Origin of the sequence: Flavobacterium sp. XGLA_31, from assembly GCF_051547105.1 — a bacterium.
Taxonomy (GTDB): Bacteria; Bacteroidota; Bacteroidia; order Flavobacteriales; family Flavobacteriaceae; genus Flavobacterium.
This window is the reverse complement of record NZ_JBPTTM010000003.1, coordinates 283847-308140: the sequence shown is the minus strand read 5'-3', so window position 1 is coordinate 308140 and position 24294 is coordinate 283847. Positions and strand designations below refer to the sequence as shown.

23 protein-coding genes are annotated in these 24294 nt (G+C 41.1%); 19 read left to right on the top strand and 4 right to left on the bottom strand.

What is annotated here, in order from left to right; genetic code table 11:
- Positions 1 to 53: 53 nt before the first annotated feature.
- From paaB to ACSVH6_RS07805, 13 genes are all read left to right on the top strand, one after another.
- A complete protein-coding gene (gene paaB, locus ACSVH6_RS07865) occupies positions 54 to 338 on the top strand; it encodes a 1,2-phenylacetyl-CoA epoxidase subunit PaaB (RefSeq protein ID WP_240034599.1) in 285 nt (94 codons plus the stop codon).
- A 1-nt stretch (position 339) separates the two neighbouring features.
- Positions 340 to 1092 (top strand): 1,2-phenylacetyl-CoA epoxidase subunit PaaC, encoded by a 753-nt coding sequence (gene paaC, locus ACSVH6_RS07860; RefSeq protein ID WP_438077228.1) that lies wholly within the window; start codon positions 340 to 342, stop codon positions 1090 to 1092.
- Position 1093: 1 nt separating this feature from the next.
- The gene (gene paaD / locus ACSVH6_RS07855) at positions 1094 to 1594 is read left to right on the top strand and encodes a 1,2-phenylacetyl-CoA epoxidase subunit PaaD (protein WP_438077226.1); all 501 of its coding nucleotides are present in this window, start codon (positions 1094 to 1096) and stop codon (positions 1592 to 1594) included.
- A 28-nt stretch (positions 1595 to 1622) separates the two neighbouring features.
- Complete coding sequence (locus ACSVH6_RS07850) at positions 1623 to 2408, top strand: enoyl-CoA hydratase-related protein (protein WP_438077224.1); 786 nt, start codon at positions 1623 to 1625, stop codon at positions 2406 to 2408.
- A gap of 1 nt (position 2409) precedes the next feature.
- Positions 2410 to 3558: a 3-hydroxyacyl-CoA dehydrogenase NAD-binding domain-containing protein gene (locus tag ACSVH6_RS07845; protein WP_438077222.1), complete on the top strand. Its 1149-nt coding sequence runs from the start codon at positions 2410 to 2412 to the stop codon at positions 3556 to 3558.
- A 1-nt stretch (position 3559) separates the two neighbouring features.
- Positions 3560 to 3967: a PaaI family thioesterase gene (locus ACSVH6_RS07840; protein WP_438077220.1), complete on the top strand. Its 408-nt coding sequence runs from the start codon at positions 3560 to 3562 to the stop codon at positions 3965 to 3967.
- Positions 3968 to 4127: 160 nt separating this feature from the next.
- The gene (gene pcaF, locus ACSVH6_RS07835) at positions 4128 to 5330 is read left to right on the top strand and encodes a 3-oxoadipyl-CoA thiolase (RefSeq protein WP_438077218.1); all 1203 of its coding nucleotides are present in this window, start codon (positions 4128 to 4130) and stop codon (positions 5328 to 5330) included.
- Positions 5331 to 5355: 25 nt separating this feature from the next.
- Complete coding sequence (paaZ, locus tag ACSVH6_RS07830) at positions 5356 to 7851, top strand: phenylacetic acid degradation bifunctional protein PaaZ (protein WP_438077216.1); 2496 nt, start codon at positions 5356 to 5358, stop codon at positions 7849 to 7851.
- A 74-nt stretch (positions 7852 to 7925) separates the two neighbouring features.
- Positions 7926 to 8675 carry an enoyl-CoA hydratase/isomerase family protein gene (locus ACSVH6_RS07825; protein ID WP_438077214.1) on the top strand — a complete coding sequence of 250 codons (750 nt, stop codon included), beginning with the start codon at positions 7926 to 7928 and terminating at the stop codon, positions 8673 to 8675.
- 66 nt (positions 8676 to 8741) lie between these two features.
- On the top strand, positions 8742 to 9338 hold the full coding sequence (locus ACSVH6_RS07820; protein WP_438077212.1) for a transferase hexapeptide repeat family protein: 597 nt from the start codon (positions 8742 to 8744) through the stop codon (positions 9336 to 9338).
- Between the two features lies 1 nt (position 9339).
- Positions 9340 to 10647, top strand: coding sequence for a dihydrolipoamide acetyltransferase family protein (locus ACSVH6_RS07815; RefSeq protein WP_438077210.1), 1308 nt, complete (start codon positions 9340 to 9342; stop codon positions 10645 to 10647).
- A 16-nt stretch (positions 10648 to 10663) separates the two neighbouring features.
- Entirely contained in the window at positions 10664 to 11722 is a 1059-nt protein-coding gene (locus ACSVH6_RS07810; RefSeq protein ID WP_438077207.1) for a branched-chain amino acid aminotransferase, read from the top strand.
- A gap of 121 nt (positions 11723 to 11843) precedes the next feature.
- The gene (locus tag ACSVH6_RS07805) at positions 11844 to 13895 is read left to right on the top strand and encodes an alpha-ketoacid dehydrogenase subunit alpha/beta (protein ID WP_438077205.1); all 2052 of its coding nucleotides are present in this window, start codon (positions 11844 to 11846) and stop codon (positions 13893 to 13895) included.
- Positions 13896 to 14075: 180 nt separating this feature from the next.
- Here the strand turns inward: ACSVH6_RS07805 and ACSVH6_RS07800 are convergent, their stop codons facing one another.
- The 4 genes from ACSVH6_RS07800 to ACSVH6_RS07785 form a co-directional block, all read right to left on the bottom strand.
- Positions 14076 to 14843 (bottom strand): polysaccharide deacetylase family protein, encoded by a 768-nt coding sequence (locus ACSVH6_RS07800; RefSeq protein ID WP_438077203.1) that lies wholly within the window; start codon positions 14841 to 14843, stop codon positions 14076 to 14078.
- Positions 14844 to 14932: 89 nt separating this feature from the next.
- Positions 14933 to 15463 (bottom strand): DUF4136 domain-containing protein, encoded by a 531-nt coding sequence (locus ACSVH6_RS07795; RefSeq protein ID WP_438077202.1) that lies wholly within the window; start codon positions 15461 to 15463, stop codon positions 14933 to 14935.
- Positions 15464 to 15479: 16 nt separating this feature from the next.
- Positions 15480 to 17465 carry a urocanate hydratase gene (locus tag ACSVH6_RS07790; protein ID WP_438077201.1) on the bottom strand — a complete coding sequence of 662 codons (1986 nt, stop codon included), beginning with the start codon at positions 17463 to 17465 and terminating at the stop codon, positions 15480 to 15482.
- Between the two features lie 29 nt (positions 17466 to 17494).
- Positions 17495 to 17677 (bottom strand): DUF5522 domain-containing protein, encoded by a 183-nt coding sequence (locus ACSVH6_RS07785; protein ID WP_162128639.1) that lies wholly within the window; start codon positions 17675 to 17677, stop codon positions 17495 to 17497.
- A 28-nt stretch (positions 17678 to 17705) separates the two neighbouring features.
- Between ACSVH6_RS07785 and ACSVH6_RS07780 the strand changes: the two genes are divergently transcribed.
- The 6 genes from ACSVH6_RS07780 (at position 17706) to hemL (ending at position 24283) form a co-directional block, all read left to right on the top strand.
- Positions 17706 to 18041 carry a hypothetical protein gene (locus tag ACSVH6_RS07780; protein WP_438077198.1) on the top strand — a complete coding sequence of 112 codons (336 nt, stop codon included), beginning with the start codon at positions 17706 to 17708 and terminating at the stop codon, positions 18039 to 18041.
- 421 nt (positions 18042 to 18462) lie between these two features.
- The gene (locus tag ACSVH6_RS07775; RefSeq protein ID WP_438077196.1) at positions 18463 to 19221 is read left to right on the top strand and encodes a hypothetical protein; all 759 of its coding nucleotides are present in this window, start codon (positions 18463 to 18465) and stop codon (positions 19219 to 19221) included.
- Positions 19222 to 19291: 70 nt separating this feature from the next.
- Positions 19292 to 21079, top strand: a complete 1788-nt coding sequence (locus ACSVH6_RS07770) for a T9SS type A sorting domain-containing protein (RefSeq protein ID WP_438077194.1) — start codon at positions 19292 to 19294, stop codon at positions 21077 to 21079.
- A gap of 77 nt (positions 21080 to 21156) precedes the next feature.
- Positions 21157 to 22059 carry a 1-aminocyclopropane-1-carboxylate deaminase/D-cysteine desulfhydrase gene (locus ACSVH6_RS07765; RefSeq protein WP_438077192.1) on the top strand — a complete coding sequence of 301 codons (903 nt, stop codon included), beginning with the start codon at positions 21157 to 21159 and terminating at the stop codon, positions 22057 to 22059.
- Entirely contained in the window at positions 22052 to 22963 is a 912-nt protein-coding gene (locus ACSVH6_RS07760) for a glucosaminidase domain-containing protein (RefSeq protein WP_438077190.1), read from the top strand. Before ACSVH6_RS07765 ends, ACSVH6_RS07760 begins: the two co-directional genes overlap by 8 nt.
- Before the next feature lie 33 nt (positions 22964 to 22996).
- Positions 22997 to 24283 (top strand): glutamate-1-semialdehyde 2,1-aminomutase, encoded by a 1287-nt coding sequence (gene hemL, locus ACSVH6_RS07755; protein WP_438077189.1) that lies wholly within the window; start codon positions 22997 to 22999, stop codon positions 24281 to 24283.
- The last annotated feature ends 11 nt before the right edge of the window (positions 24284 to 24294 follow it).

Here is a 24294-nt window from a genome sequence, read left to right as displayed (position 1 = left end):
CGGTTACGAATTATGAAATTTTTTAATTCATAATTCATAATGTAAAATTCATAATTATGAAAAACTGGCCACTTTGGGAAGTATTTATAAGAAGTAAAAACGGATTAGAGCACCGTCATTGCGGTTCGCTTCACGCCAGCGATGCAACTATGGCATTAGAAAATGCCCGGGATGTATACACACGCCGTATGGAAGGCGTGAGTATTTGGGTGGTTCCTTCTGCACAAATCACAGCTTCAAACCCGGAGAATAATGGGGAAACTTTTGAACCGGCGATGGACAAAGCGTACCGTCACCCAACGTTCTATGAATTGCCCGAAGAATTAAAACACATGTAAGATGAATAGCAATTTAATTCAATATATACTGGGTATTGCTGACAATTCCTTGATTTTAGGACAGCGCTTGGGAGAATTGTGTGGGCACGGACCCAGCTTGGAAACCGATATTGCCATGACCAACATTTCACTCGATTTGTTGGGACAAACGCGTAGTTACTACCAATATGTTGCTAAATTACAAGGAGGTGATGCTACCGAAGACACAGTTGCCTTTCTCCGTTTGGAAAGAGAATACAAAAATGTGCTTTTGGTTGAACAACCCAACACCGATTTTGGATACTCCATTGCCAGACAGTTTTTGTTTGATGTGTTTCACTTGGCTCTATTGGAAACATTGCAAAACAGCAAAGACGAAACACTTTCGGCTATAGCTAAGAAGAGCATTAAAGAGGTCTTGTACCATGTTCGTTTTTCTTCCGATTGGATCAGAAGATTAGGAGACGGTACAGAAGAAAGTCACAACAGAATTCAAACAGCCATCAACGATTTGTGGATTTTCACGGATGAGTTATTCCATCAAACCGATGCCGATAAAGCGATGGTAACCGAAGGAATTGGAGTAGATGTTACCCTTTTGAAAGCAGACTATTATCAAAAAGTTAGTCGTATTTTAGAAGAAGCTACTTTGCAAACGCCAACCATTGAATACTTCCAAAAAGGAGGAAAAATGGGAATTCATTCGGAGCACATGGGCTATATTCTGACCGAATTGCAATACATGCAACGCACGTATCCTAACATGACCTGGTAAGATGGCAGCAACCGAACTCCATATCGACCAAGAACTGTTTGAAATTTTGGAATCGGTTTCGGATCCCGAAATTCCGGTACTTTCTATAGTGGAAATGGGAGTAGTGCGTTCGGCAAAACTGGAGAGCAACATTGTTCACGTTGAAATCACACCAACCTACAGTGGTTGCCCCGCAATGGATGTGATTGGCGATGACATCAAAAACGCTTTCAAGTCAAAGGGCTACGAAGCCCGAGTGGATTTGATTTTATCTCCGGCCTGGACCACCGATTGGATTACACCAAAAGGAAGACAGGCTTTGGAAAAATACGGGATTGCTTCCCCGCTATCAGCAGAAGCTGATAAAGAAGCCTTATTGGGAAATAAAAAAGTAGTAAAATGTCCGCAATGCGGATCGTTAAATACGAAATTAGTGAGTCAGTTTGGTTCTACAGCCTGCAAAGCATTATTTCAATGCAAAGACTGTTTGGAGCCTTTTGACTATTTTAAATGTTTAAAATAAACCATTCAGGTTTTAAAATAAAATAGGTATGAGCAATAATTCAATTGAAATAAAAATTGAAAAAAGCATCGCATGGATTACACTCAATCGCCCGGAAGTATTCAATAGTTTCAACCGGGAAATGGCATTGTCGTTACAAGCCAAATTAGACGATTGTGCGACAAATACTGAGGTTCGAGCCATAGTAATTACCGGAAGCGGGAAAGCTTTTTGTGCCGGACAAGACTTAAAAGAGGTTACCACACCCGAGATTAATCCGGGATTCCGAAAAATTCTGGAAGAACATTACAATCCGATTATCCAAAAAATCAGAACCATTGAAAAACCAGTAATCGCTGCTGTGAATGGCGTAGCGGCCGGAGCCGGAGCCAATATCGCTTTGGCCTGTGATATCGTGGTAGCTACCGAACATGCCAGTTTTATTCAGGCGTTCAGCAAAATTGGTTTGGTGCCCGATAGCGGCGGAACGTTCTTTTTACCGCGATTAATTGGTTTCCAAAGAGCATCCGCTTTAATGATGTTAGGAGATAAAGTAACTGCGGCACAAGCTTTAGTTATGGGAATGATTTACAAAGAATATCCAACGGCCACTTTTGAAGAAGAAGTTCAAACTTTGGCTGAAACTTTAGCTGCCATGCCAACCAAAGCAATTGGTTTGACCAAACGATTGTTGAATCAAACCATGAACAATTCGTTGGAACAACAGTTGGCGTTAGAAAGCGATTTACAAATAGAAGCCAGTTCATCCTACGATTACAATGAAGGCGTTACTGCTTTTGTAGAAAAGAGAAAACCCGAATTTAAAGGTGCATAGTATGAAAGTAGCAGTAATAGGTTCGGGAACCATGGGAAGCGGAATAGCCCAAGTAGCAGCCACCGCCGGTTGTGAAGTAAAAATTTACGACACCAATCAAGAGGCACTGACTAAAAGCAAAACCGCATTGGAAAGTACATTGTCCAAATTGGCGGAAAAAGAAAAAATAGATGCCAACGAAAAGTTCCGAATCATCAGCAATATTTCTTATGCCCATGCTTTGGGCGATTTGTCGCATTCGGATTTGGTTATAGAAGCCATTGTGGAAAATGCCGAAATCAAAAGGAAACTGTTTGCCGAATTAGAGAATTATGTTTCTCCGGAAACCATTTTAGCTTCCAATACCTCCTCGTTATCCATAGCTTCCATCGCGGCTTCCTGTCAAAAACCGGAACGCGTAATTGGAATTCACTTTTTTAATCCGGCACCCTTAATGCAGTTGGTCGAAATCATTCCTGCTGTACAAACCGCTGAGGACGTTTTAAAAACGACTATGGAAACCATAGCCGGTTGGAAAAAAGTGGTCGTTCAGGTAAAAGATACACCCGGTTTTATTGTAAACCGTGTCGCTCGACCTTTCTACAGCGAAAGCCTCCGAATGTACGAAGAAGGCGTAGCTGATTTTGCCACCATCGATTGGGCTATGAAGACAGTAGGCGGTTTCCGCATGGGACCATTCGAACTCATGGATATGATTGGCCACGATGTGAATTATGTCGTTACCGAAACAGTATTTACAGCCTTTTATTTCGATCCGAAATTTAAACCGTCATTCACCCAAAAACGTTTGTTAGAAGCTGGTTACCTGGGTAGAAAATCAGGACGCGGATTCTATAATTACAATCAGGAATTGCCTCAGCCGAAAGAAGACATGGCTTTGGCAAAAAGCATATTTGACCGCGTAATCGTTATGCTCATCAACGAAGCAGCCGATACGTTGTTTTTAAATATCGCCTCTGCCAAAGACATTGATAATGCGATGACCAAAGGAGTAAATTACCCGAAAGGATTACTCGCTTGGGCAGACGAATTGGGGATTCAATGGTGTGTGGAAAAACTTGACGAACTCTACAACGAATACCACGAAGACCGATACCGTTGCAGTCCGATTTTGCGAAGAATGAACCGAGACAATAAAACCTTTTTCTAAGATGGAAGGAGCTAAAATCCCATACAAAATGTTAAGTCAGGATGCCTACAGCCAATGGTTGGGTATCGAAATCCTCGAATGCGAAATCGGGCGTTGCAAAGTAGGTATGACCGTTCGCAAAGAAATGCTTAACAGTATGTACAAAGCCCACGGCGGAATTACTTATTCGTTAGCCGATACTGCTTTCGGGTTTGCGGCCAATACGCACGGTAGGTTTGCCGTTTCTATCGAGACCTCTATTAATCACATTGAAGCGGTTAGTGAAGGCGACTATTTAACCGCCGAATCCGTCATAGAAAAAGTAAACAACAAACTAGGGTTCAACATCATCGAAGTCAAACGCGGCGACGAAATGGTGGCCTTGTTCAAAGGCGTGGTGTATCGAACCGCCAAAGAGTGGGAGGAGTAATGTCAGATCAGCTTGTCGAAGTCAGGAGCGAATAGCTCGGGCTTTTCCAGTAATGGTAATTCCCGCTGTCCGCGCTACACGGTAGCTCGCTACCATCGGGGCTAAAGAGCCAACGAATTGAAATAATAAATAAAGTGATTCAGTCACAATAAAAATACAAATGGAAGCATACATTATAGACGGAGTTCGAACTCCCATCGGAAGTTATCAAGGGACACTGGCATCGGTTCGCCCTGATGATTTAGGGGCTTTGGTTATTAAAACCGTAACCGATAACAACCCAAACATTCCGAAAGACGCCTACGATGACGTCATCATGGGCTGTGCCAATCAAGCCGGTGAAGATAACCGCAACGTAGCCCGTATGTCGCTGCTTTTAGCAGGATTACCGTATACTGTTCCCGGAGAAACCGTGAATCGTTTGTGCAGTTCGGGTTTATCAGCCATCATCAACGCAAGCAGAGCCATCAAAGCCGGAGACGGACATGTGTTCATCGCCGGTGGTATCGAAAACATGACACGCGGACCTTTAGTAGTTTCTAAACCGTCTGCTGCCTACGGAACCGACAGTAAAATGTACGACAGTAGTTTCGGCTGGCGTTTTATCAATCCAAAAATGCATGCGATGTACGGCACCGATGCTATGGGAGAAACTGCCGAAAACTTAGTTGAAAAATACAATATCTCACGCGAGGATCAAGATGCATTTGCGTTGAATAGTCAACGGAAAGCTGCTGCAGCTCAGGCTTCAGGAAGATTAGCCAAAGAGATAGTTACAGTTGAAATTCCGCAACGCAAAGGGGATGCTGTTCAATTTTCAAAGGATGAATTTATCAAACCAACCACCTCGATGGAAGGTTTGTCCAAATTACGTCCCGCTTTCAAAAAAGACGGTAGTGTCACTGCCGGAAATGCATCCGGATTAAACGACGGAGCCGCTGCTACCATCATCGCTTCGGAAGAAGCGGTAAAAAAATACAACTTAAAACCTTTAGCTCGAATCGTAAGTTCGGCTGTAGTAGGAGTAGAGCCAAGAATCATGGGAATTGGTCCTGTTGAAGCTACCAATAAAGCACTTGAAAAAGCCGGTTTAACTTTAGACCAAATCGACATCATCGAATTAAACGAAGCTTTCGCGGCACAAAGCATTGCTTGTTTGAGAGAATTAGGCATAGCTGATAATGATCCAAGAGTCAATCCGAACGGCGGTTCTATCGCTATTGGACACCCACTTGGAGTAACTGGTGCCAGAATAGCCTATTCCGCTGCGTTGGAATTACAGTTGACAGGAAAACGATATGCCTTAATTACGATGTGTATAGGAGTGGGTCAAGGCTATGCAGCTATTATTGAAAGAGTATAAAGATTACTGAACTAAATTCAGCACAATGAATAAAATACAAAATTACGTTTTAGGAAATTGGACTTCGGGAGCCGGAGAAGGCGTTCCGTTGTTTGATTCGGTTACCGGAGAAATCGTTGGACATGCTTCTACGCAAGGCCTGGACTTTGCAGAAATTCTGCATTACGGAAGAACCAAAGGCGGCGAGAAACTCCGCAAAATGACCTTCCAGGAACGAGGCAATATGCTCAAAAGTTTGGCTATGTATTTAACCAAACGAAAAGAGCAATTCTACGAAATCAGTTATAGAACGGGAGCCACACGAGTAGACAGTTGGATTGATATCGAAGGGGGGTTCGGAAACTTGTTTGCCAATGCTTCGTTGCGAAAATTATTCCCCAACCAATCCTATCATGTAGAAGGTGACCCTATCGATTTGTCTCGAGGCGGTCGTTTTATGGCGCACCATATTTTGGTTCCTAAAAGAGGCGTAGCCGTACACATCAATGCCTTCAATTTTCCTATTTGGGGCATGTTGGAAAAATGTGCAGTGAACTGGATGGCCGGGATGCCGGCCGTAGTGAAACCGGCCACTTCGACATCCTATTTAACAGAAGCTGTCGTTAGAGAAATCATCGCTTCTAATATTTTGCCGGAAGGTGCCTTGCAATTAATTTGCGGTTCTGCCAATACACTAATTGATACGGTGGAAAGCCAGGACGTGGTTACGTTTACGGGTTCAGCATCAACCGGGCGCATGTTAAAAGCGCATCCGAGAATCATCAGCGAATCTGTGCCGTTTAATATGGAGGCCGATTCCCTGAATGCCTCGATTTTAGGAGCAGATGCCGTTCCGGGTACCCCTGAGTTTGATTTGTTCATCAGTCAGGCCCGAAGTGAAATCACGGTAAAATGTGGTCAAAAATGTACCGCTATCCGCCGTATGATTGTTCCTGAAAACTTGATGGATGAAGTGCAAATGGCGCTCGGAAAAGCCTTAGACAAAGTAACCATCGGTGACCCGAGACAAAAAGAAGTTCGCATGGGTGCTTTGGTTTCTAAAGACCAAGTAACCGAAGTTAAAAACAGGGTTTCGGAAATTGCCAAAACAGCTGCTGTTGTTTACGGTGATTTTGACCGATTGGATTTAATCGGAGCCGATGACAAAGGAGCCTTTATCAGCCCGATGTTGTTGCGAGAAGACCAACCCTTTAAAAACATAGCGGTTCACGAAACAGAGGCTTTCGGCCCGGTTTCAACCCTAATGCCTTACAAAACAATTGATGAAGCTATCGAATTGGCTCATATGGGTAAGGGTTCATTGGTTTCCTCTATTGTTACCAATTCCGATACTATCGCCAAAGAATATGTGGTCAATGCCGCCTCGCATCACGGAAGAATTTTGGTGTTGAATCGTGAAAATGCTAAACAAAGTACGGGTCATGGTTCGCCATTGCCATTATTGGTTCACGGTGGTCCAGGTCGTGCCGGAGGAGGAGAAGAAATGGGAGGAGTTCGCGGTATCAAACATTATATGCAACGTTGTGCCATTCAAGGTTCGCCAACTACTTTAACCGAAATCACTGGAATTTATCAGGCGAATTCGGCTTATAAAGAAATTACGCAACATCCGTTTCAATACCATTGGGAGGATATTCAACCGGGGATGTCCTTACGCACTCATAACCGTACTGTGACGGATACGGATATCATCAATTTTGCCAATATCACTTGGGATCATTTCTACGCCCATACTGATATCACTTCACTTGACGGAAGTATTTTCAAAAAACGGACGGCACACGGGTATTTCATTTTAGCTGCCGCTGCAGGCTTGTTTGTGTATCCGAATAAAGGTCCGGTGGCTGCTAATTACGGTTTGGAAGAATGTCGTTTCTTACGTCCGATTTATCATAACGATACGGTTTATGTACGTTTAACCTGCAAGCAAAAAGTCGATAGAGATGTAGCATCTGCAGAACATCCGAGCGGTATTGTAAAATGGTTCGTCGAAGTTTTTGATACTACTGATGAGTTGGTTGCGGTAGCGACTATTTTGACGATGGTGCAGAAAAAACAAGAAGTTTTCGTAGAAATGACCGATACAAAAGTGATTGAATGCATTAACAAATTAACTGCTGATGCTAAACCGCAATGGGGCATTTTAACCCCACAACATTTGTTGGAACATTTAGAACAAGGCTATCGCATCATGTCGGGTGAAATTCAGGGTTTTGACATTGCCACCCCGGAGAAGATTTTAGACAAGGTGCATAATTCATTATACAATTACGAAAAGTTCCCACGAGGTACCAAGTTTCCAACGATGAAGAAAGATAAACTGGAAGATTTAGTTCATCCTGATTTTGAAACGGCCAAAGCCAAATTCTTTGAAGCCAAAGAAAGCTATACAACCTTCTTCAAAGAAAATCCGGAAGCGGTTATGAAAAACATGGTTTTCGGGGAATTGAACCGTTACGAATCCTATTTACTAGAAAGAAAACATTTGAATCATCATTTCGAGCAATTCGGAATTTTATAATAATCAGAAGCTATTTCCCGCTTTCCGCGTTACATGGTAACTTGCTGCAATCGGGGCTAGAAAACAAACACAATATGGACGAATACGTAAAACATACAATACAAGATAATATCGCCACTATCGAGTTTTTCCATCCGGAACAAAATTCCTTGCCTGGCAACATTTTGGCGCAATTGGCCAACACGATTACCGAAGTTGGAAATCATAACGATGTTAAAGTAATCATCTTGCAAAGCGGCGGCGACCGTACTTTTTGTGCCGGCGCCAGCTTTAAAGAATTAATCGCCATTGATGATGCCGCTACCGGAAAAGTATTCTTTTCAGGATTTGCCAACGTAATCAATGCGATGCGAAAATGTCCGAAATTCATTATCGGACGCATCCAAGGAAAAACCGTAGGAGGAGGTGTAGGGATTGCCGCTTCAACCGATTATTGTATGGCAACGAAATTTGCCGCAATCAAGTTAAGTGAATTGAATGTCGGTATCGGACCTTTTGTAGTATCACCGGCAATCGAACGTAAAATGGGTGTTTCAGCCATGTCACAAATTGCCATTGATGCGAATACTTTTTACGAAGCCTCCTGGGCTAAGGAAAAAGGGTTGTTTGCCCATGTTTACGAAAGCATCGAAGAAATGGATGCTGCTGTGCTGGCTTTTGCAAAGCATTTGTGCACGTACAATCCGGAAGCGATGGCCGAAATGAAAAAAATATTTTGGCGCGGTACCGAAGATTGGGACAATCTGTTAGCCGAAAGAGCCGCCATCAGCGGAAGATTGGTGCTGTCGGATTTTACAAAAGAAACGTTGAAGAAGTTTAAATAGAACCAAGAAGAAAGATTAAGTCTTTATTCTTTCAGCAAAGCGGTCTTTTTTCTTTTATCTAAAAATATGATATACGAATTCAAAGGATTTATTCCGGTCATACACGAAAGTAGTTTTATCCATCCGCAAGCTGCGGTTACAGGTAATGTCATTATCGGGAAAGACGTCTATGTAGGTCCCGGGGCTGCTATTCGTGGCGATTGGGGTGAAATCATTATTGAAGATGGATGTAACGTACAGGAAAATTGTACCATTCACATGTTTCCCGGAAAGACAATGGTTTTGAAAGCCGGAGCGCATATCGGTCATGGCGCCATTATCCACGGTGCTAATATTGGTGCGAATTGTTTGGTCGGTATGAATGCCGTAATCATGGATGATGTTACCGTAGGTGATGAGTGTATTATCGGAGCTTTGAGTTTTGTCAAAGCCGGAACCGTGATTCCGAATCGTAAAATTGTAGTCGGAAATCCGGCGGTAGTTGTCAAAGACGTTTCGGATGAGATGTTGGATTGGAAGACCAAAGGAACAGCCTTATACCAACAATTGCCCAAGGAATGTTATGAAACTTTAAGAGCGGTAGAACCGTTACGGGAAATTCCGAAAGACCGACCAACGCAGGAAGCGTTTTATAAAACATTAGAAGAATTTAGAAAGAAATAAAATGCCGACAGTAGAATTCAAAATGCCCAAGATGGGCGAAAGTATATCCGAAGCGACCATCATTACTTGGTTGAAAAATGTAGGTGATTTTGTGGAAGCTGAGGAGACCCTGCTGGAAGTGGCTACGGACAAGGTGGACAGCGATGTACCCTCACCTGTATCGGGAACTATTACTGAAATTCGTTTTCACAAGGATGCCGTGGTTGAGGTAGGAACTGTTTTAGCTTTGATTGATTCTGAAGGAGTTCAAGAAGCAACAAGCAAGATCCGAGCCGAAGGTGAACTGAGCGGAGCTAAGCAAGAGATTGTGGAGTCGGGGAGAGTTGAACCCTCGTCTAAACCCGTAACACAAAACATAGCCCATAAAGCCAACCCCGATGCATTCATTTCGCCGTTGATTATTTCCATTGCACAAAAAGAAAACCTGTCGATAGAAGAATTGCAAAGCATTCCGGGTTCGGGGACTGATGGACGTTTGCAAAAAAGCGATGTGTTTCAGTATTTGAAGAATAGAAAATATCCGTTGCAAAGCAAACCAATTTCGGCAGCACAATCACCTGTTTCTACATATCCAAAACCAAAAATCAATTTTGTGGAAGGCAAAGACCATATCGTGGAGATGGATCGCATGCGCAAAATGATTGCGGATCATATGGTCTATTCCAAACAAACTTCGCCTCACGTGACTTCCTATATTGAAGTCGATGTGACGAATTTGGTCAATTGGCGCAATGAAAATAAAGACAAGTTCCAGGCAAAATACAACGAGAAACTGACCTTTACACCGGTATTTGTACAGGCTGTAGCCAAAGCCATTGTCGATTTTCCTCTGATAAATGTTTCGGTTGATGAAAAGAATATCATTGTGCATAAAGACATCAACATCGGAATGGCAACCGCGTTGCCAAGCGGGAACCTGATTGTTCCCGTGGTGAAAAATGCCAATGAAAAAGATTTAGTTGCTTTGGCAAAAGATGTAAATACATTGGCTGATGCTTCTCGAAATAACAAATTAAAACCCGAACAAATTCAAGGAAGTACCTTTACCATTTCTAATGTGGGTACTTTTGGCAGTTTAATGGGAACCCCCATAATCAACCAACCCGAAGTAGCTATATTGGCCCTCGGAATTATCAAGAAACGTCCGGAAGTTATTACGACTTCTAAAGGGGATGAAATTGCCATTCGCAGTATGATGTTCCTTTCTCTTTCGTTTGACCACCGCGTGGTTGACGGATTTTTAGGAGGTTCGTTCCTGCGCAAAGTAGGCGATTATTTAGAACAATTTGACACAACTACAATTTTATAATACCATGCAAGAAGTAATGACACACTCAATTAAAATAAACAAAGTCGCGCACTCCAGAGTCAGTCAGGTAGAACTGAATAACAACATCGTGATGGGAACCCAGTTTACCGACCACATGTTTGTGTGCGATTACCAAAATGGCGAATGGAGTAATGCCCGAATTGAACCTTTGGCTTTAATTCCGACGCATCCTGCGGCTATGGCTTTGCATTATGGGCAAGCTATATTTGAAGGGATGAAAGCGACGTTAGGGAAAGACGGAACGCCATTGTTATTCCGCCCTTATGAGAATGCCAAGCGGTTGAATCACAGTGCGGACCGTATGGGAATGCCTTCGTTTCCCGAAGATTTATTTGTGGAAGCGTTAAAGCAATTCACTGCTTTAGAAAAAGATTGGATTCCGACACAGGAAGGAAGTGCTTTGTATTTGCGTCCGTTTATGTATGCCGATGAACCTTTTATTGGGATGCGCGCGGCTACTAGTTTCAAATTTATTGTTATGGGCTCGCCTGCCGGTCCGTTCTTTAGCCGAAAAATAAGATTGTATGCCGAGAAAAAATACGTTCGTGCTGTAAACGGTGGAACGGGAGAAGCCAAAGCGGCCGGGAATTATGCCGGAGCCATTCGTCCGACGGAATATGCTAAAGCTAAAGGATACGACCAAGTATTATGGTTGGATGCGCAAAACTTTGAAGAAATTCAGGAAGTGGGTACGATGAATATTTTCTTCAAAATAGGAGGAAAGTTTATTACACCTAATTTGAGCGGTTCTATTTTGGCAGGAATAACGCGTATGAGTGTTATAGATGTATTACGCGATAAGGGTTTTGAAGTGACGGAACGACCGATTACCATTTCTGAAATTATGGAAGCGGATAAGAACGGAACTTTAGAGGAAGCTTTTGGTGCCGGAACAGCTGTGGGTATTGCTATGATTGAAGAAATCGGGAACAATGATTTGAGCATCAAATTGCCAAGTGATAATCCGGTGTCGGTGATGGTAAATGATACGTTGAACGGCATTAAAACTCAAGAAATAGAAGATAAATTTGGTTGGTTAGTTGCTGCCAAATAAAGAATACAAGCAGACAAATGGTTTCCCGTTTAGCCCCGATTGCAATAACTACCGTGTAGTGTGAAAAGCGGGAATACGGATTCCAAATAAAGCCCGAGCCTTTCGCTCCTAAAATTTAAAAATGAATTTACCAGATAAAAAGATACTCGAAAAAGCGTTTTTAACCATGGCAACCGCCAAGGCTATGGCGACTTTGTATGAAGACAATTTTAAAACTGTTTCCAAATATGTGCATGCTACATCGCGTGGGCACGAAGCCATTCAGATTGCGATGGCGATGCAATTGTTGCCTCAGGATTATGCATTTCCGTATTATCGTGATGACGCTATGTTGTTGGGCATTGGGATGCAGCCTTATGATTTGATGTTGCAGTTGATGGCGAAGAAGGACGATCCGTTTTCGGGCGGGCGTACCTATTATTGCCACCCGAGTTTGAAGGATGCCGATAAGCCTAAAATTCCGCATCAGTCTTCGGCTACGGGGATGCAGGCGATTCCGGCTACCGGAGCAGCGATGGGTTTTTGGTATAAAGAAAATATCGGAATTCAGGATGCCAATCAAGAAAATCCAATAGTGGTTTGTTCGTTGGGTGATGCCTCGGTAACCGAAGGCGAGATTGCCGAAGCTTTGCAAATGGCGGCTTTGAAACAGTTGCCGATTTTGTATTTGGTACAAGATAACGGTTGGGATATTTCTGCTAATGCGGCTGAAACCCGAGCGCAAAATGCGTTTGACTATGCCAAAGGATTTAAAGGAATCGAAGCGATTTCGATTGACGGGGCCAACTTTACCGAAAGCTATTTGGCGGTTCAGCAAGTGGTCCAAACCATACGCAAAGAACGCCGTCCGTTTTTGGTACATGCCAAAGTGCCGTTGTTGAATCACCACACTTCGGGGGTTCGTATGGAATGGTACCGTGATGATTTGGAAGAGGCACAATCAAGAGACCCGTATCCGGTGTTGAAACAGCAATTACTGGATGCCGGATTTACGGCTGATGAAATTCATAAAATAGAAACTACGGCAGTTGCCAAAGTAAAAGCCGATTACGATAAAGCTTTGGTTGCTGAAGATCCTTCGCCGAAAGATTTATTCACCCATGATTTTGCTCCGACACCGATTACGGAAGAAGTAGGAGAGAGAAACCCGCAGCGCGAAGACAAAGTAGTGATGGTGGATTGTGCGTTGTTTGCTGTTGAGGAATTGATGCGCAATCATAAAGAATGTTTGTTGTACGGTCAGGATGTTGGCGGACGTTTGGGTGGTGTGTTTAGAGAAGCTGCTACTTTGGCCCAGAAATTCGGTGACGAACGGGTGTTTAATACGCCAATACAGGAAGCGTTTATTGTGGGTTCTACGGTGGGAATGTCTGCTGTTGGTTTGAAACCGATAGTGGAGGTACAGTTTGCCGATTATATTTGGCCGGGCTTGAATCAGTTATTTACTGAGGTGAGTCGTTCGAGTTATTTGTCGAATGGCAAATGGCCGGTAAGTATGATACTGCGTGTGCCGATTGGGGCTTACGGAAGCGGAGGACCTTACCATTCGTCTTCGGTGGAAAGTGTGTTGACGAATATACGTGGTATTAAAATAGCTTATCCGAGTAATGGCGCCGATTTAAAAGGACTTATGAAAGCGGCTTATTATGACCCGAATCCGGTGGTGATTTTGGAACATAAAGGTTTGTATTGGAGTAAGGTAAAAGGAACCGATACGGCTCGTGTTAACGAACCAAGTGAAGACTACATATTGCCGTTTGGCAAAGCCAATGTGATTCAGGAAATTTGGGAACAGGAAACCGAGGAAACGATTACGGTTATTACCTATGGAATGGGGGTACACTGGGCATTAAATGCTTCGGAGAAGATGAAAAATCAAGTCGAAATTGTGGATTTGAGAACCTTATATCCGTTGGATGAAGAAACCATTTTGAAATCGGTTAAAAAAGCCAAAAAATGTTTGGTAGTAACTGAAGAACCGACCAATAATTCGTTTGCCCGCAGTTTAGCCGGATTGATTCAGGAAAAATGTTTTACCTCTTTGGATGCTCCTGTTATGGTTATCGGCTCGGAAAATATGCCGGCTATTCCGCTCAACAGTACGTTGGAATTCACCATGATTCCGAATGCAGAGAAAGTGAAAGCTAAGATGGAAGAACTGCTACGATATTAAATAAAATTATAAATGATTAGAATCCACAGCATCACCGTTGTGGATTTTTTTTAATCATATTGTGACAATAAAAGTTGTGACAAAAAAATATTGTCACATCAAAATTTGTAACAACAAAATCTGAGGCAATCCATGACTATAAATAATGCAATACGAAATGGGGTTTTTGAATCCGGACGCTTACTGTTTTTTTGTCCATTTGTCCAAATCTCTGAGGGTGTAAAACTTCATGTCGTTTAGCTTGATATAATTGCATACAAATTCCAATGTTTCCATTTTGGTTTGATAATTAGCAGTCACTTCTTTGACAGGCCTGTGGCTGCATAACAACAATATCATATTGTTTTTTTTGGCATAGTCTAATAATTCCAATAAATAATGATAGCTGAAATGAATGTGACTGTTATCAATATCAAAAGCATATACGAATTTGGAACCGTGAAAATAGCAACCTTCCTTTTCCGGTAAGGAATCGCAAAAGGCTCTCCCTCTGATGATTTTGAATTTCTTTTTTAAAGCGGTATCAAGTACCGGGCTTCTTTCTCCGTAAGGATAAGCGAAAGAAGTGACTTTGAACCCTCTTCTTTTCATAGAAACCATCATGGGATCTATTTCTTGTTTTAAATAGGGTCCTATGCCATTTTCGGCTACAAATTTCACGGCATTGAAATGATGGTATCCGTGACCGGCAATTTCGTGTCCTTCACGTTGGAGTTGATGCAGTTTTTTTTGCTGTGGTTCTCCGATTGAATCAATACGACAAACATTGAAAGTGGCTTTCCAATGGTATGGTTTCAGGATTTTATCGGCTTCAAACCACTCATCAACATAAGCATCGTCAAAAGTAATGATGACTCCGGCTTGCGGTTTTTCGGGAGTTTTTTTGTTACAAGAAGTAATGAAGTTAAAAAGTAAGACAGAAAGCAGAAAGGGTGTTATTTTGCTCATAACAAGATTTTTTGACGATTAAAAATAATAAAAAAAGCCACAACAATCATGTCATGGCTTTTTATCTGCTTATCAGTCATTAATACCGACTATTTTTTTTGTGGAGGATATTGTTCCAAAATTTTGGTGACAAATTCTTTGATGACTTCGTCTTTTCTGTCGGTGTCTTTGGTTAAAGCACCTTCGCCTTCGCCTTGCCATATCAGTTCTTTTTTCTTGGCATCAATTAAATCGATATACAAAGTGCCTTCGGTATAGCGGTTGACATAGGTGTTGCCTCCCCAGAAATAAGGATTCCAACCATATCCCCAGCCATAACCCCAACCGGCGCTAAATTGGTTCACGTCTACCTGTTCTCTTTCTTTGGTGAAAAAATTAATCAGCAAATCGGGCGATTCACTTTTGGTGAATCCTTTTGCAGACAGGGCATCATCAATGGCATGCATGATTCTTTTCTTATCCAAATCAGAAATCTCCACTTTATCAATGCCTGATTTCAGGAAGGCATAGGTTTTGTAGGGCTTAAAATCAACTTTTTTATCGTAATCATAGTTGACCCTTACAGAGCTGCAAGAAGTCATTATGAAAAACACAACCGGAATAAAAAATAATTTTTTCATGGTATTTAGTTTTACGTTATAACAAATCGTCATTAACTATAGTAGGGATGTTGACTTTCAATAAAGGTTGCGTGGCCATAGCTCTTTTTATGGCAAAAACAGCACCTTCATTTCGGGCCCAGCTTCTGCGCGAAATTCCGTTATTCACATCCCAAAACAACATGGATTCCAAACGTCGTGAGGCTTCTTTGCTACCGTCAAGCACCAAGCCGAAACCACCGTTGATGACCTCTCCCCATCCAACACCGCCTCCGTTGTGAATAGAAACCCAGGTCGCTCCACGGAAACTGTCGCCTATCACATTGTGAATGGCCATGTCGGCAGTAAAACGGGAACCGTCATAAATGTTGGACGTTTCACGATACGGAGAATCTGTACCGGATACATCGTGATGATCACGTCCTAAAACCACGTACCCAATTTCACCACGGGCAATTGCCTGATTGAAGGCTTCTGCAATTTTGATACGTCCCTCGGCATCGGCATATAGGATTCGGGCTTGAGAACCTACCACCAATTTGTTTTCCTGAGCGCCTTTGATCCATTGAATATTATCCGCCATTTGTTGCTGAATTTCTTCAGGGGAATTTTGCATCATTTCTTCTAAAACGTCACAGGCTATTTTGTCGGTTTTAGCTAAGTCTTCGGGATTTCCGGAAGCACATACCCAACGGAAAGGCCCAAAACCGTAATCAAAACACATAGGGCCCATGATGTCTTGTACGTAACTTGGGTATTTAAACTCGCGACCTAAGGTAGGATGGTCATTCATTACATCTGCACCGGCTCTGGAGGACTCCAGTAAAAAGGCGTTTCCGTAATCAAAGAAATAGGTGCCTTTAGCAGTGTGTTTGTTGATGGCAGCCGCGTGACGGCGTAAGGTTTTTTGAACTTCTTCTTTAAATTTTTCGGGTTGGTTGGCCATCATCTCGTTAGCTTCTTCAAAAGAAAGACCCACAGGATAGTAACCACCCGCCCATGGATTGTGCAAGGAGGTTTGGTCTGAACCTAAATCGATATGTAAATTTTCCTGATCAAAGCGCTCCCAAATATCTACTACATTCCCAAGGTAAGCGATGGAAACGGTTTCTTTGTTGTCTAAGGCTTTTTCAACTCTCGGAACCAATTCGTCAATGTTTTCAATAACTTCGTTAATCCAGCCTTGCGAGTGGCGGATGTGGGTAATTTTCGGATTGACTTCGGCACATACTGTTACGCAACCGGCAATGTTGCCGGCCTTGGGTTGTGCCCCGCTCATACCACCCAATCCTGAAGTAACAAATAGACCTCCTTTGGGTGATTTTTTTATTTTTCGGAAGCCGTTCAACACGGTGATGGTTGTTCCGTGAACAATACCTTGCGGACCGATGTACATATAACTTCCCGCGGTCATTTGTCCGTATTGGGATACTCCTAGGGCATTCATTTTTTCCCAATCATCCGGTTTGGAGTAATTAGGAATGACCATTCCGTTAGTAACTACCACTCTGGGAGCTTCTTTGTGTGAGGGGAACAATCCCATAGGGTGTCCGGAGTACATGACCAAAGTTTGTTCTTCGGTCATTTCCGCCAAATACTGCATGGTTAACAGGTATTGTGCCCAGTTTTGGAACACGGCACCGTTACCGCCATAGGTAATCAGTTCATGAGGATGTTGCGCCACAGCATAATCCAAATTGTTTTGAATCATCAGCATGATGGCTTTGGCCTGTTCACATTTCCCCGGATATTCCGAAATGGGACGAGCATACATTTTATAATCGGGGCGGAGGCGATACATGTAAATGCGTCCGTAGGTTTCCAATTCGGCTCTAAACTCAGGTAGCAAGGTCGCGTGGTGTTTTGGTTCGAAGTAGCGCAGCGCATTTTTCAGTGCTAATTTTTTTTCTTCTTCGGTTAGTATTTCTTTGCGCTTTGGCGCATGGTTTATTTCGGTTTCATAGGGTTTCGGTTGTGGCAATACATCCGGGATTCCTGCTAAAATCTGTTCTTGAAATGTCATTTTTGAAGATTATATTTTTTAGTTTGTTGTTACTTTTTAGGCCTTATGGTTCCTGTTTTTTTATCGAACCCATAAGGGCAGTGGCGACAACCGCTTCGGCAGCAATAGCCTCTTTTGAGATGGTATTTTTCAGTGAAAACTTTGTAACCTTCAGGGGTCAGATAATAATCCTCACCTTCGATTAGTTTATTTTCGTTATTTTGGTCATTCATAGCTACAAATTTAAAGACTTTATCAGTAATGATACTTATCGTTTCAAAATATTTAGTGCCAAAAGGCTTTAAAGCTTTTACAGTCTATCCGTTTGTGTTTTTAAATGACAAAGATCTTAAACGGGATAAAGTTTTGTTGAATCATGAAAGGATACATCTCAGACAACAGTTGGAGCTGTTAGTTATCCCTTTTTTTGTGTTGTATATTTTGGAATATGGGCTTCGTTTGTTGCAGTTTAAAAATGGGAGTACTGCGTATAAAAATATTTCATTTGAACGAGAAGCTTATCAGGAGGAAAAAGACGAAGTCTATTTGGTAAAGAGAAAACCGTATAATTTCTTATTTTTTTTGAATCAAAATTGAAAAATAATGTGTTTTATCGATTAAAAGCGTCTTTCATCGATTTAAACCTGTAAGATTTGTTGTGCTTTTTTTAAATTTGAAGACTTTTTTTGTTTAATTTTTTTATAAATTAATTAAATGCTTTTTTTGGATTAATTAAATATAAAAAATTGAAAATCAATATTTTATATTTTATACTAACATTTTAATATTCTGAAATATGATAAACAAAAAAGTTGTTTTTGTATGAAAAAATTAACAAGAAAAGTATAGGTTGTTTTAAAATTATATAGTTTTGTCATGACAATAAGCAGTGATTAGCAGCTTGTTGTGATGTTAGAATTTTGCTGATTTCCCCCAGATCCAAAATTTTTTAATGTTTTTTTTAGTGATTTTTTTTTGAATAAAGACAAAAGTAAATCTAATCTTAAAAAGTATTAAAATGAAAAAAGTAATCTACCTTATTTTGATTCTGAGTACATTCAATGCCTTTTCTCAAGTAGGGATTGGAACAACAAATCCGCAAGCTACACTTGATGTTAGAGAGTCTAATCCGGCCTCTCCCGGAGCTGAAGCCGGAATTTCTGTTCCGCAAGTATCGGTATTACCTTCTTCAGGAAACAGAGCCGGACAAATCGTTTATCTTACCACCGCCAACATGTATTACTTTTATACCGGTGCTGATTGGAAACCACTTTATGCACAGATTTATAATTTGGGTGACGTAAAATATGGCTATCAAAGTGCCGATCATAACGGATGGATTCTTTTGGATGGCCGATTGAAAAGCTCGCTTACTGCCAGTCAACAAGCAGCAGCGACAGCTTTAGGAATAGGGGTCAATTTACCTAATGTTTCTGATAAAACGATAGTAGGGGTAAGCGGAACTAAAACATTAAATACTACCGGAGGAAGTGCGACGGTTACTTTGGCCCAAAATCAATTGCCTAATGTTACCTTAAGCACCTCTACAGATGGAGCGCATACCCATAATGCAGGAACATCAACCTCTTATCTATTGTCTTTAATCGGAATTATCGGGATTCCTATTTTAAACGCGGCTTCCAACACCACGGCAACTTCGAGTAGCGGAGCACATTCACACACAACATCTTCAATAAACGGTGGTGTAACTCAACAATCGGTGACAGTTCAGAATCCGTATCTGGCTCTTAACGGATTTATTTACTTAGGGACGTAATGTTTTGAATATTTTTTTTACATTTAGATTTTAATTTTTTGTTTCTTAGTTACTTAAAAAACAATGATGTATGAAAAGGCTTTATTACTTACTGTTTGTATTTAGTTATTACAATTCATTTGCTCAGCTTTTTGTGAGTAATAATACTTTTATCTACAATAAAAACAGTGTGGTTTTTGTTACTGGAAACGTTGAATTAAGCGGAGCCAACAGTAACTTTTATTTAAGAAATCAAGGGCAGTTGTTGCAGGGAACTACAGGGGCATCAACAAATAAAGGTGTTGGAAAACTTTCTGTTTTTCAGGAAGGAACCGTTAATAATTTTGCCTATAATTATTGGTGTTCACCGGTTGGAAATGCTTCGGCGACCCCAGGGAATGAAGATTTTGGAATTACAATGCTCAATGTACCCACGTCAATTACAGAAAGTACACCGGTTACTGTAATTACAGATGATTCAGACGGTCAGTCCGGAACCGGTTCATTAGCGATCTCAAATTACTGGATTTGGAAATATCTGTCTTCCTCCACCTATGCACAATGGCTTTATGCAGGTTCGGCTACCACTATTTCTGCCGGACAGGGTTTTACCATGAAAGGGACAGAAGGAACAGATGCGACCAATGTTGGCGAAACGGCCGTAAATAATCCGGGAAGTGCACAGCGTTATGATTTTAGAGGCAAACCTAATGATGGCAATATTTCGGTTAACGTTGGTGCTGGTAATTTTACTTTAACCGGTAATCCCTACCCATCGGCATTTCATGTTAATGCCTTTTTGCTCGATGCTGCCAATGCTGCCTGTGACGGAATTGCGTATTATTGGGAGCAGGATAAAACAGTCAATTCTCATATGTTATTAGCTTATCAAGGAGGATACGGGACCTATGCTCCTGTGAGTTTGCTTTCAAATGGGATTTATGTGCCGGCAACTTTTAATACGTATAATATTGATGGAACACTCAATGCCACTGGAGTTTCATCAGGATTAACGATAGAAAGAAAATATGCGCCTGTAGGACAGGGTTTTATGGTAAAAGGAAGTTCAAACGGAACTTTAACACTAAAAAACGCCTATCGAACGTATAAACTGGAAGGTAATTATTCTCAGTTTGAAAAAAATGCAAGTTCATCCTCTTACGATGTAAATCAAAGTACTAATGGAGTAGAGGCGATTCCGCAAATTCGTTTGAATACAGTCATGAACAGTCAATATACCAATCAAATCGCATTGGCTTTTGTGTCGCAGGCAACAGACGGTGTAGACAGAGGGATTGATGCTAAGAGTCCGGTAGAAGAAAATGTACCAAATGATGTGTATTTTGTGCTGGATAACGATAGGTATGTCATCCAGGGAGTAAAGTTTGATGTTGATAAAAGAATCAAACTAGGAGTTAAAGCAACAAATATGACTACTTTCAAATTTAATGCTTCTATGGTTTTAAACTTTGATGAGAGTCAGCCAATTTATATTTATGATGCTCAGGATGGTTTGTATCATGATGTTAAAAATGCCTCTTATGAAGTAATGCTGCCAACAGGCGTTTACAATAATCGTTTTGAACTTACTTTTAAGAATGCAGCATTGAGTCTCAATGAAAACAGTACTTCCAACCTAACTTTATTCCAAAACAATGGAGCGCAACTGCTAACGGTTTCCAATCCCGGTTTGCTGGAAATAAAATCGATAAAATTGTATGATTTAAACGGCAAGCTCTTGTTAGACAAAGAGCAGTTAGGAGTGCATAGTGACTATAAATTTTCAACAATAGGATTGGCAGATGCAGTTTACTTGACAGAAGTCACCACTACTGATAACCAAAAAACAGTACAGAAAATAATAATTTGCGCGCACTAAGTCGTTTTGTAAGGCGATTTGAGTTGCTTTTCCATTTGTAAACTTTTGTATTTTGTACCTTTGCAAGAAATACTTTTTTGGAAAGTTTCAATCAGAAAATTATATTAGAGAATTCCAATATTACCCTCTATCTTAAGCGGGAAGATTTGCTTCATCCTTATATTTCCGGAAATAAATACAGAAAGTTAAAGTATAATTTGGCGCAAGCCAAACATGAAAACAAAACCACACTGCTGACTTTCGGTGGTGCTTTTTCCAATCATATTTTGGCGGTTGCTGCCGCAGGAAAAGAATATGGTTTCAGAACAATAGGTGTCATAAGAGGAGAAGAGTTAGGTGATAAAATTAATGAAAACCCGACTTTACGACAGGCACAGGAATTTGGAATGGTTTTTGACTTTGTTTCCAGAGAAGTTTATAAAAACAAGTATACCGAATTATTTGTGGAGAGACTTAAAGAGCGATTCGGGGATTTTTATTTGATTCCTGAAGGAGGAACAAATGCTTTGGCTGTAGAAGGATGCAAAGAAATTCTAACAGTTGAAGATGAACAGTTTGATTATATCTGTTGTGCGGTAGGTACAGGGGGTACTATTTCCGGGATTATCAATTGTTCAAAAACCGGTCAACAAGTTTTGGGTTTTCCTGTATTAAAAGGCGATTTTCTTCGGGAAGATATTTGTAAATTTGTTTCCGGTACGGATTGGGATTTGATTCCTCAGTATCATTTTGGCGGATATGGAAAGGTGACTAAGGAACTTATACTGTTTATTAATGAGTTTTACCGAAAGTATCAAATTCCGCTTGACCCGGTTTATACAGGGAAAATGGTGTTTGGAGTGCTGGATTTAATCAATAAAGATTATTTTCCTGAAAATGCCAAAATAGTAATGATACACACCGGGGGCTTACAAGGCATAGCCGGAATGAATAAAGTGTTGCGACAAAAAAACCAAATCGAAATAAATATCTATGATTAAGAAACTCTTTTTACTGCTTCTAATGATTGTTGTTGCCTCTTGCGGTACCAATAAATCAGTTGTCCGAACTACAAAACCCGATCCGAGAAAAACCACCAATACTCCGGTAGTACAAAGGGTAAAAAAACCTATTTACAGACCCACAAGTCAAAATAAACCTGAGACAGTAGTACAAAAGACTACTTCGGGTTCTTCAGAAAACAATGCGAGTGAAAGTGTAGTCTTAGAAGCTACCACACGAGTAAAAGTCACCACACAAATGGTGTTGGCTTATATTGATAAATATAACAAAGTGGCTAAAGATAACATGGTTCGAACTGGTATTCCGGCTAGTATTACACTGGGTCAGGCAATTTTAGAGTCTGGTGCCGGAACCGGGCCATTGAGTGTCCAAGCTAACAATCATTTCGGTATAAAATGTCATAAAGAATGGACCGGTCCCAGTATCAGCTATACCGACGATGAAGAAAATGAATGTTTCAGAAAATACCAGGATCCTAGTGAATCGTTCCGGGATCATTCGTTCTTTTTAACCAGTCGTCCACGATATGAGTCTCTTTTTCAATTGGAAAAAGATGATTATAAAGAATGGGCAAAAGGTTTAAAAGCGGCGGGTTATGCCACCGATCCAAAATATCCGGATAAATTAATTGCCTTGATTGAGCGTTATCAATTAAACAAATACGATGCTGAAGTTTTGGGGAAAGACTTTGTAGCCAGTATGCCGGTAATAGCCAAAAAGGAAATTGCCTATACAGAAGACACGCCAAAATATACGGTTGTAAAAGGGGATACCCTCTATTCAATCTCTAAAAAATTCAATATTTCTATTGATGAATTGAAAAAGAAAAACAACTTGATAGACAATACTTTGTCTTTGGGTCAAAGTATTATTGTTAAATAAGTTTTTCAATTCTGAATTAAAATCTTATGTATTATGATTTATCAAAGAAGCAGTCAGCTGTTTGCTGAAGCTGAAAAAGTGATTCCTGGAGGAGTAAATTCACCGGTAAGAGCTTTCAAAGGAGTGGGAGGAACTCCCATTTTTGCCAAAAGTGCTAAGGGTGCTTATCTCTATGATGAAGACGGTAACCGATTAATCGATTATATCAATTCATGGGGGCCGATGATTTTGGGACATGCTTTTCAACCTGTTGTTGATGCGGTAATCGAGAGAGCCCAACGCGGTACCTCTTTTGGAATGCCTACAGAGCTTGAAACTAAAATAGCTGAATTAGCTGTTTCTATGGTGCCTAATATCGATAAAATTCGTTTTGTAAATTCGGGAACTGAGGCATGTATGAGCGCCATTCGTTTAGCCAGAGGGTTCACCAAAAGAGATAAGATTATAAAATTCGCCGGATGTTACCATGGTCATTCGGATTCTTTTCTTATTCAGGCCGGTAGTGGAGCCAGTACTTTCGGTACGCCAAACAGCCCTGGTGTTACCCAGGGTACCGCTAAAGATACTTTGTTGGCCAACTATAATGATCTTGCCAATGTGAAAGCTTTATTTGAAGCGAATATGAATGAAATTGCGGCTGTTATTATCGAGCCTGTGGCCGGGAATATGGGGTGTGTACCGCCGGTAGATGGTTTTCTGGAATCATTACGTCAGCTGTGTGATGGTTACGGGGCTTTGTTGATTTTTGACGAAGTAATGACAGGTTTTCGATTAGCCAAAGGTGGGGCCCAAGAATTATATGGAGTGAGAGCCGATATTGTTTGTTTTGGTAAAGTGATTGGTGGAGGTTTGCCTGTTGGGGCTTTTGCTGCCCGTAATGAAATAATGAATTATTTAGCACCACTCGGACCTGTATATCAAGCCGGAACGTTGTCGGGTAATCCATTAGCTATGGCCGCCGGATTAGCTATGTTACAAGCGTTAAATACGGATTCGGATATTTTTACCCGTTTAGAAGAAAAAACAGCTTATCTGCATAAAGGCTTACAAAGAGTGTTAACAGATAATAACGTTTTGTTTACGATTAATAGGGTTGGGTCCATGATTTCTATTCATTTTGATGCCCATCCGGTGACCGATTTTCAAACGGCAAAAAATGGAGATAACGAAACTTTTAAAAAGTTCTTCCATGGCTTGTTGCAGGAAGGGATTTATATTGCGCCTTCTGCTTATGAAACTTGGTTTATAACGGATGCTCTCACTTACGAGGATTTAGATTATACCATAAACGCTGTCAACAAGGTTGTTCAAACATTGTAAAATAAAAAAAG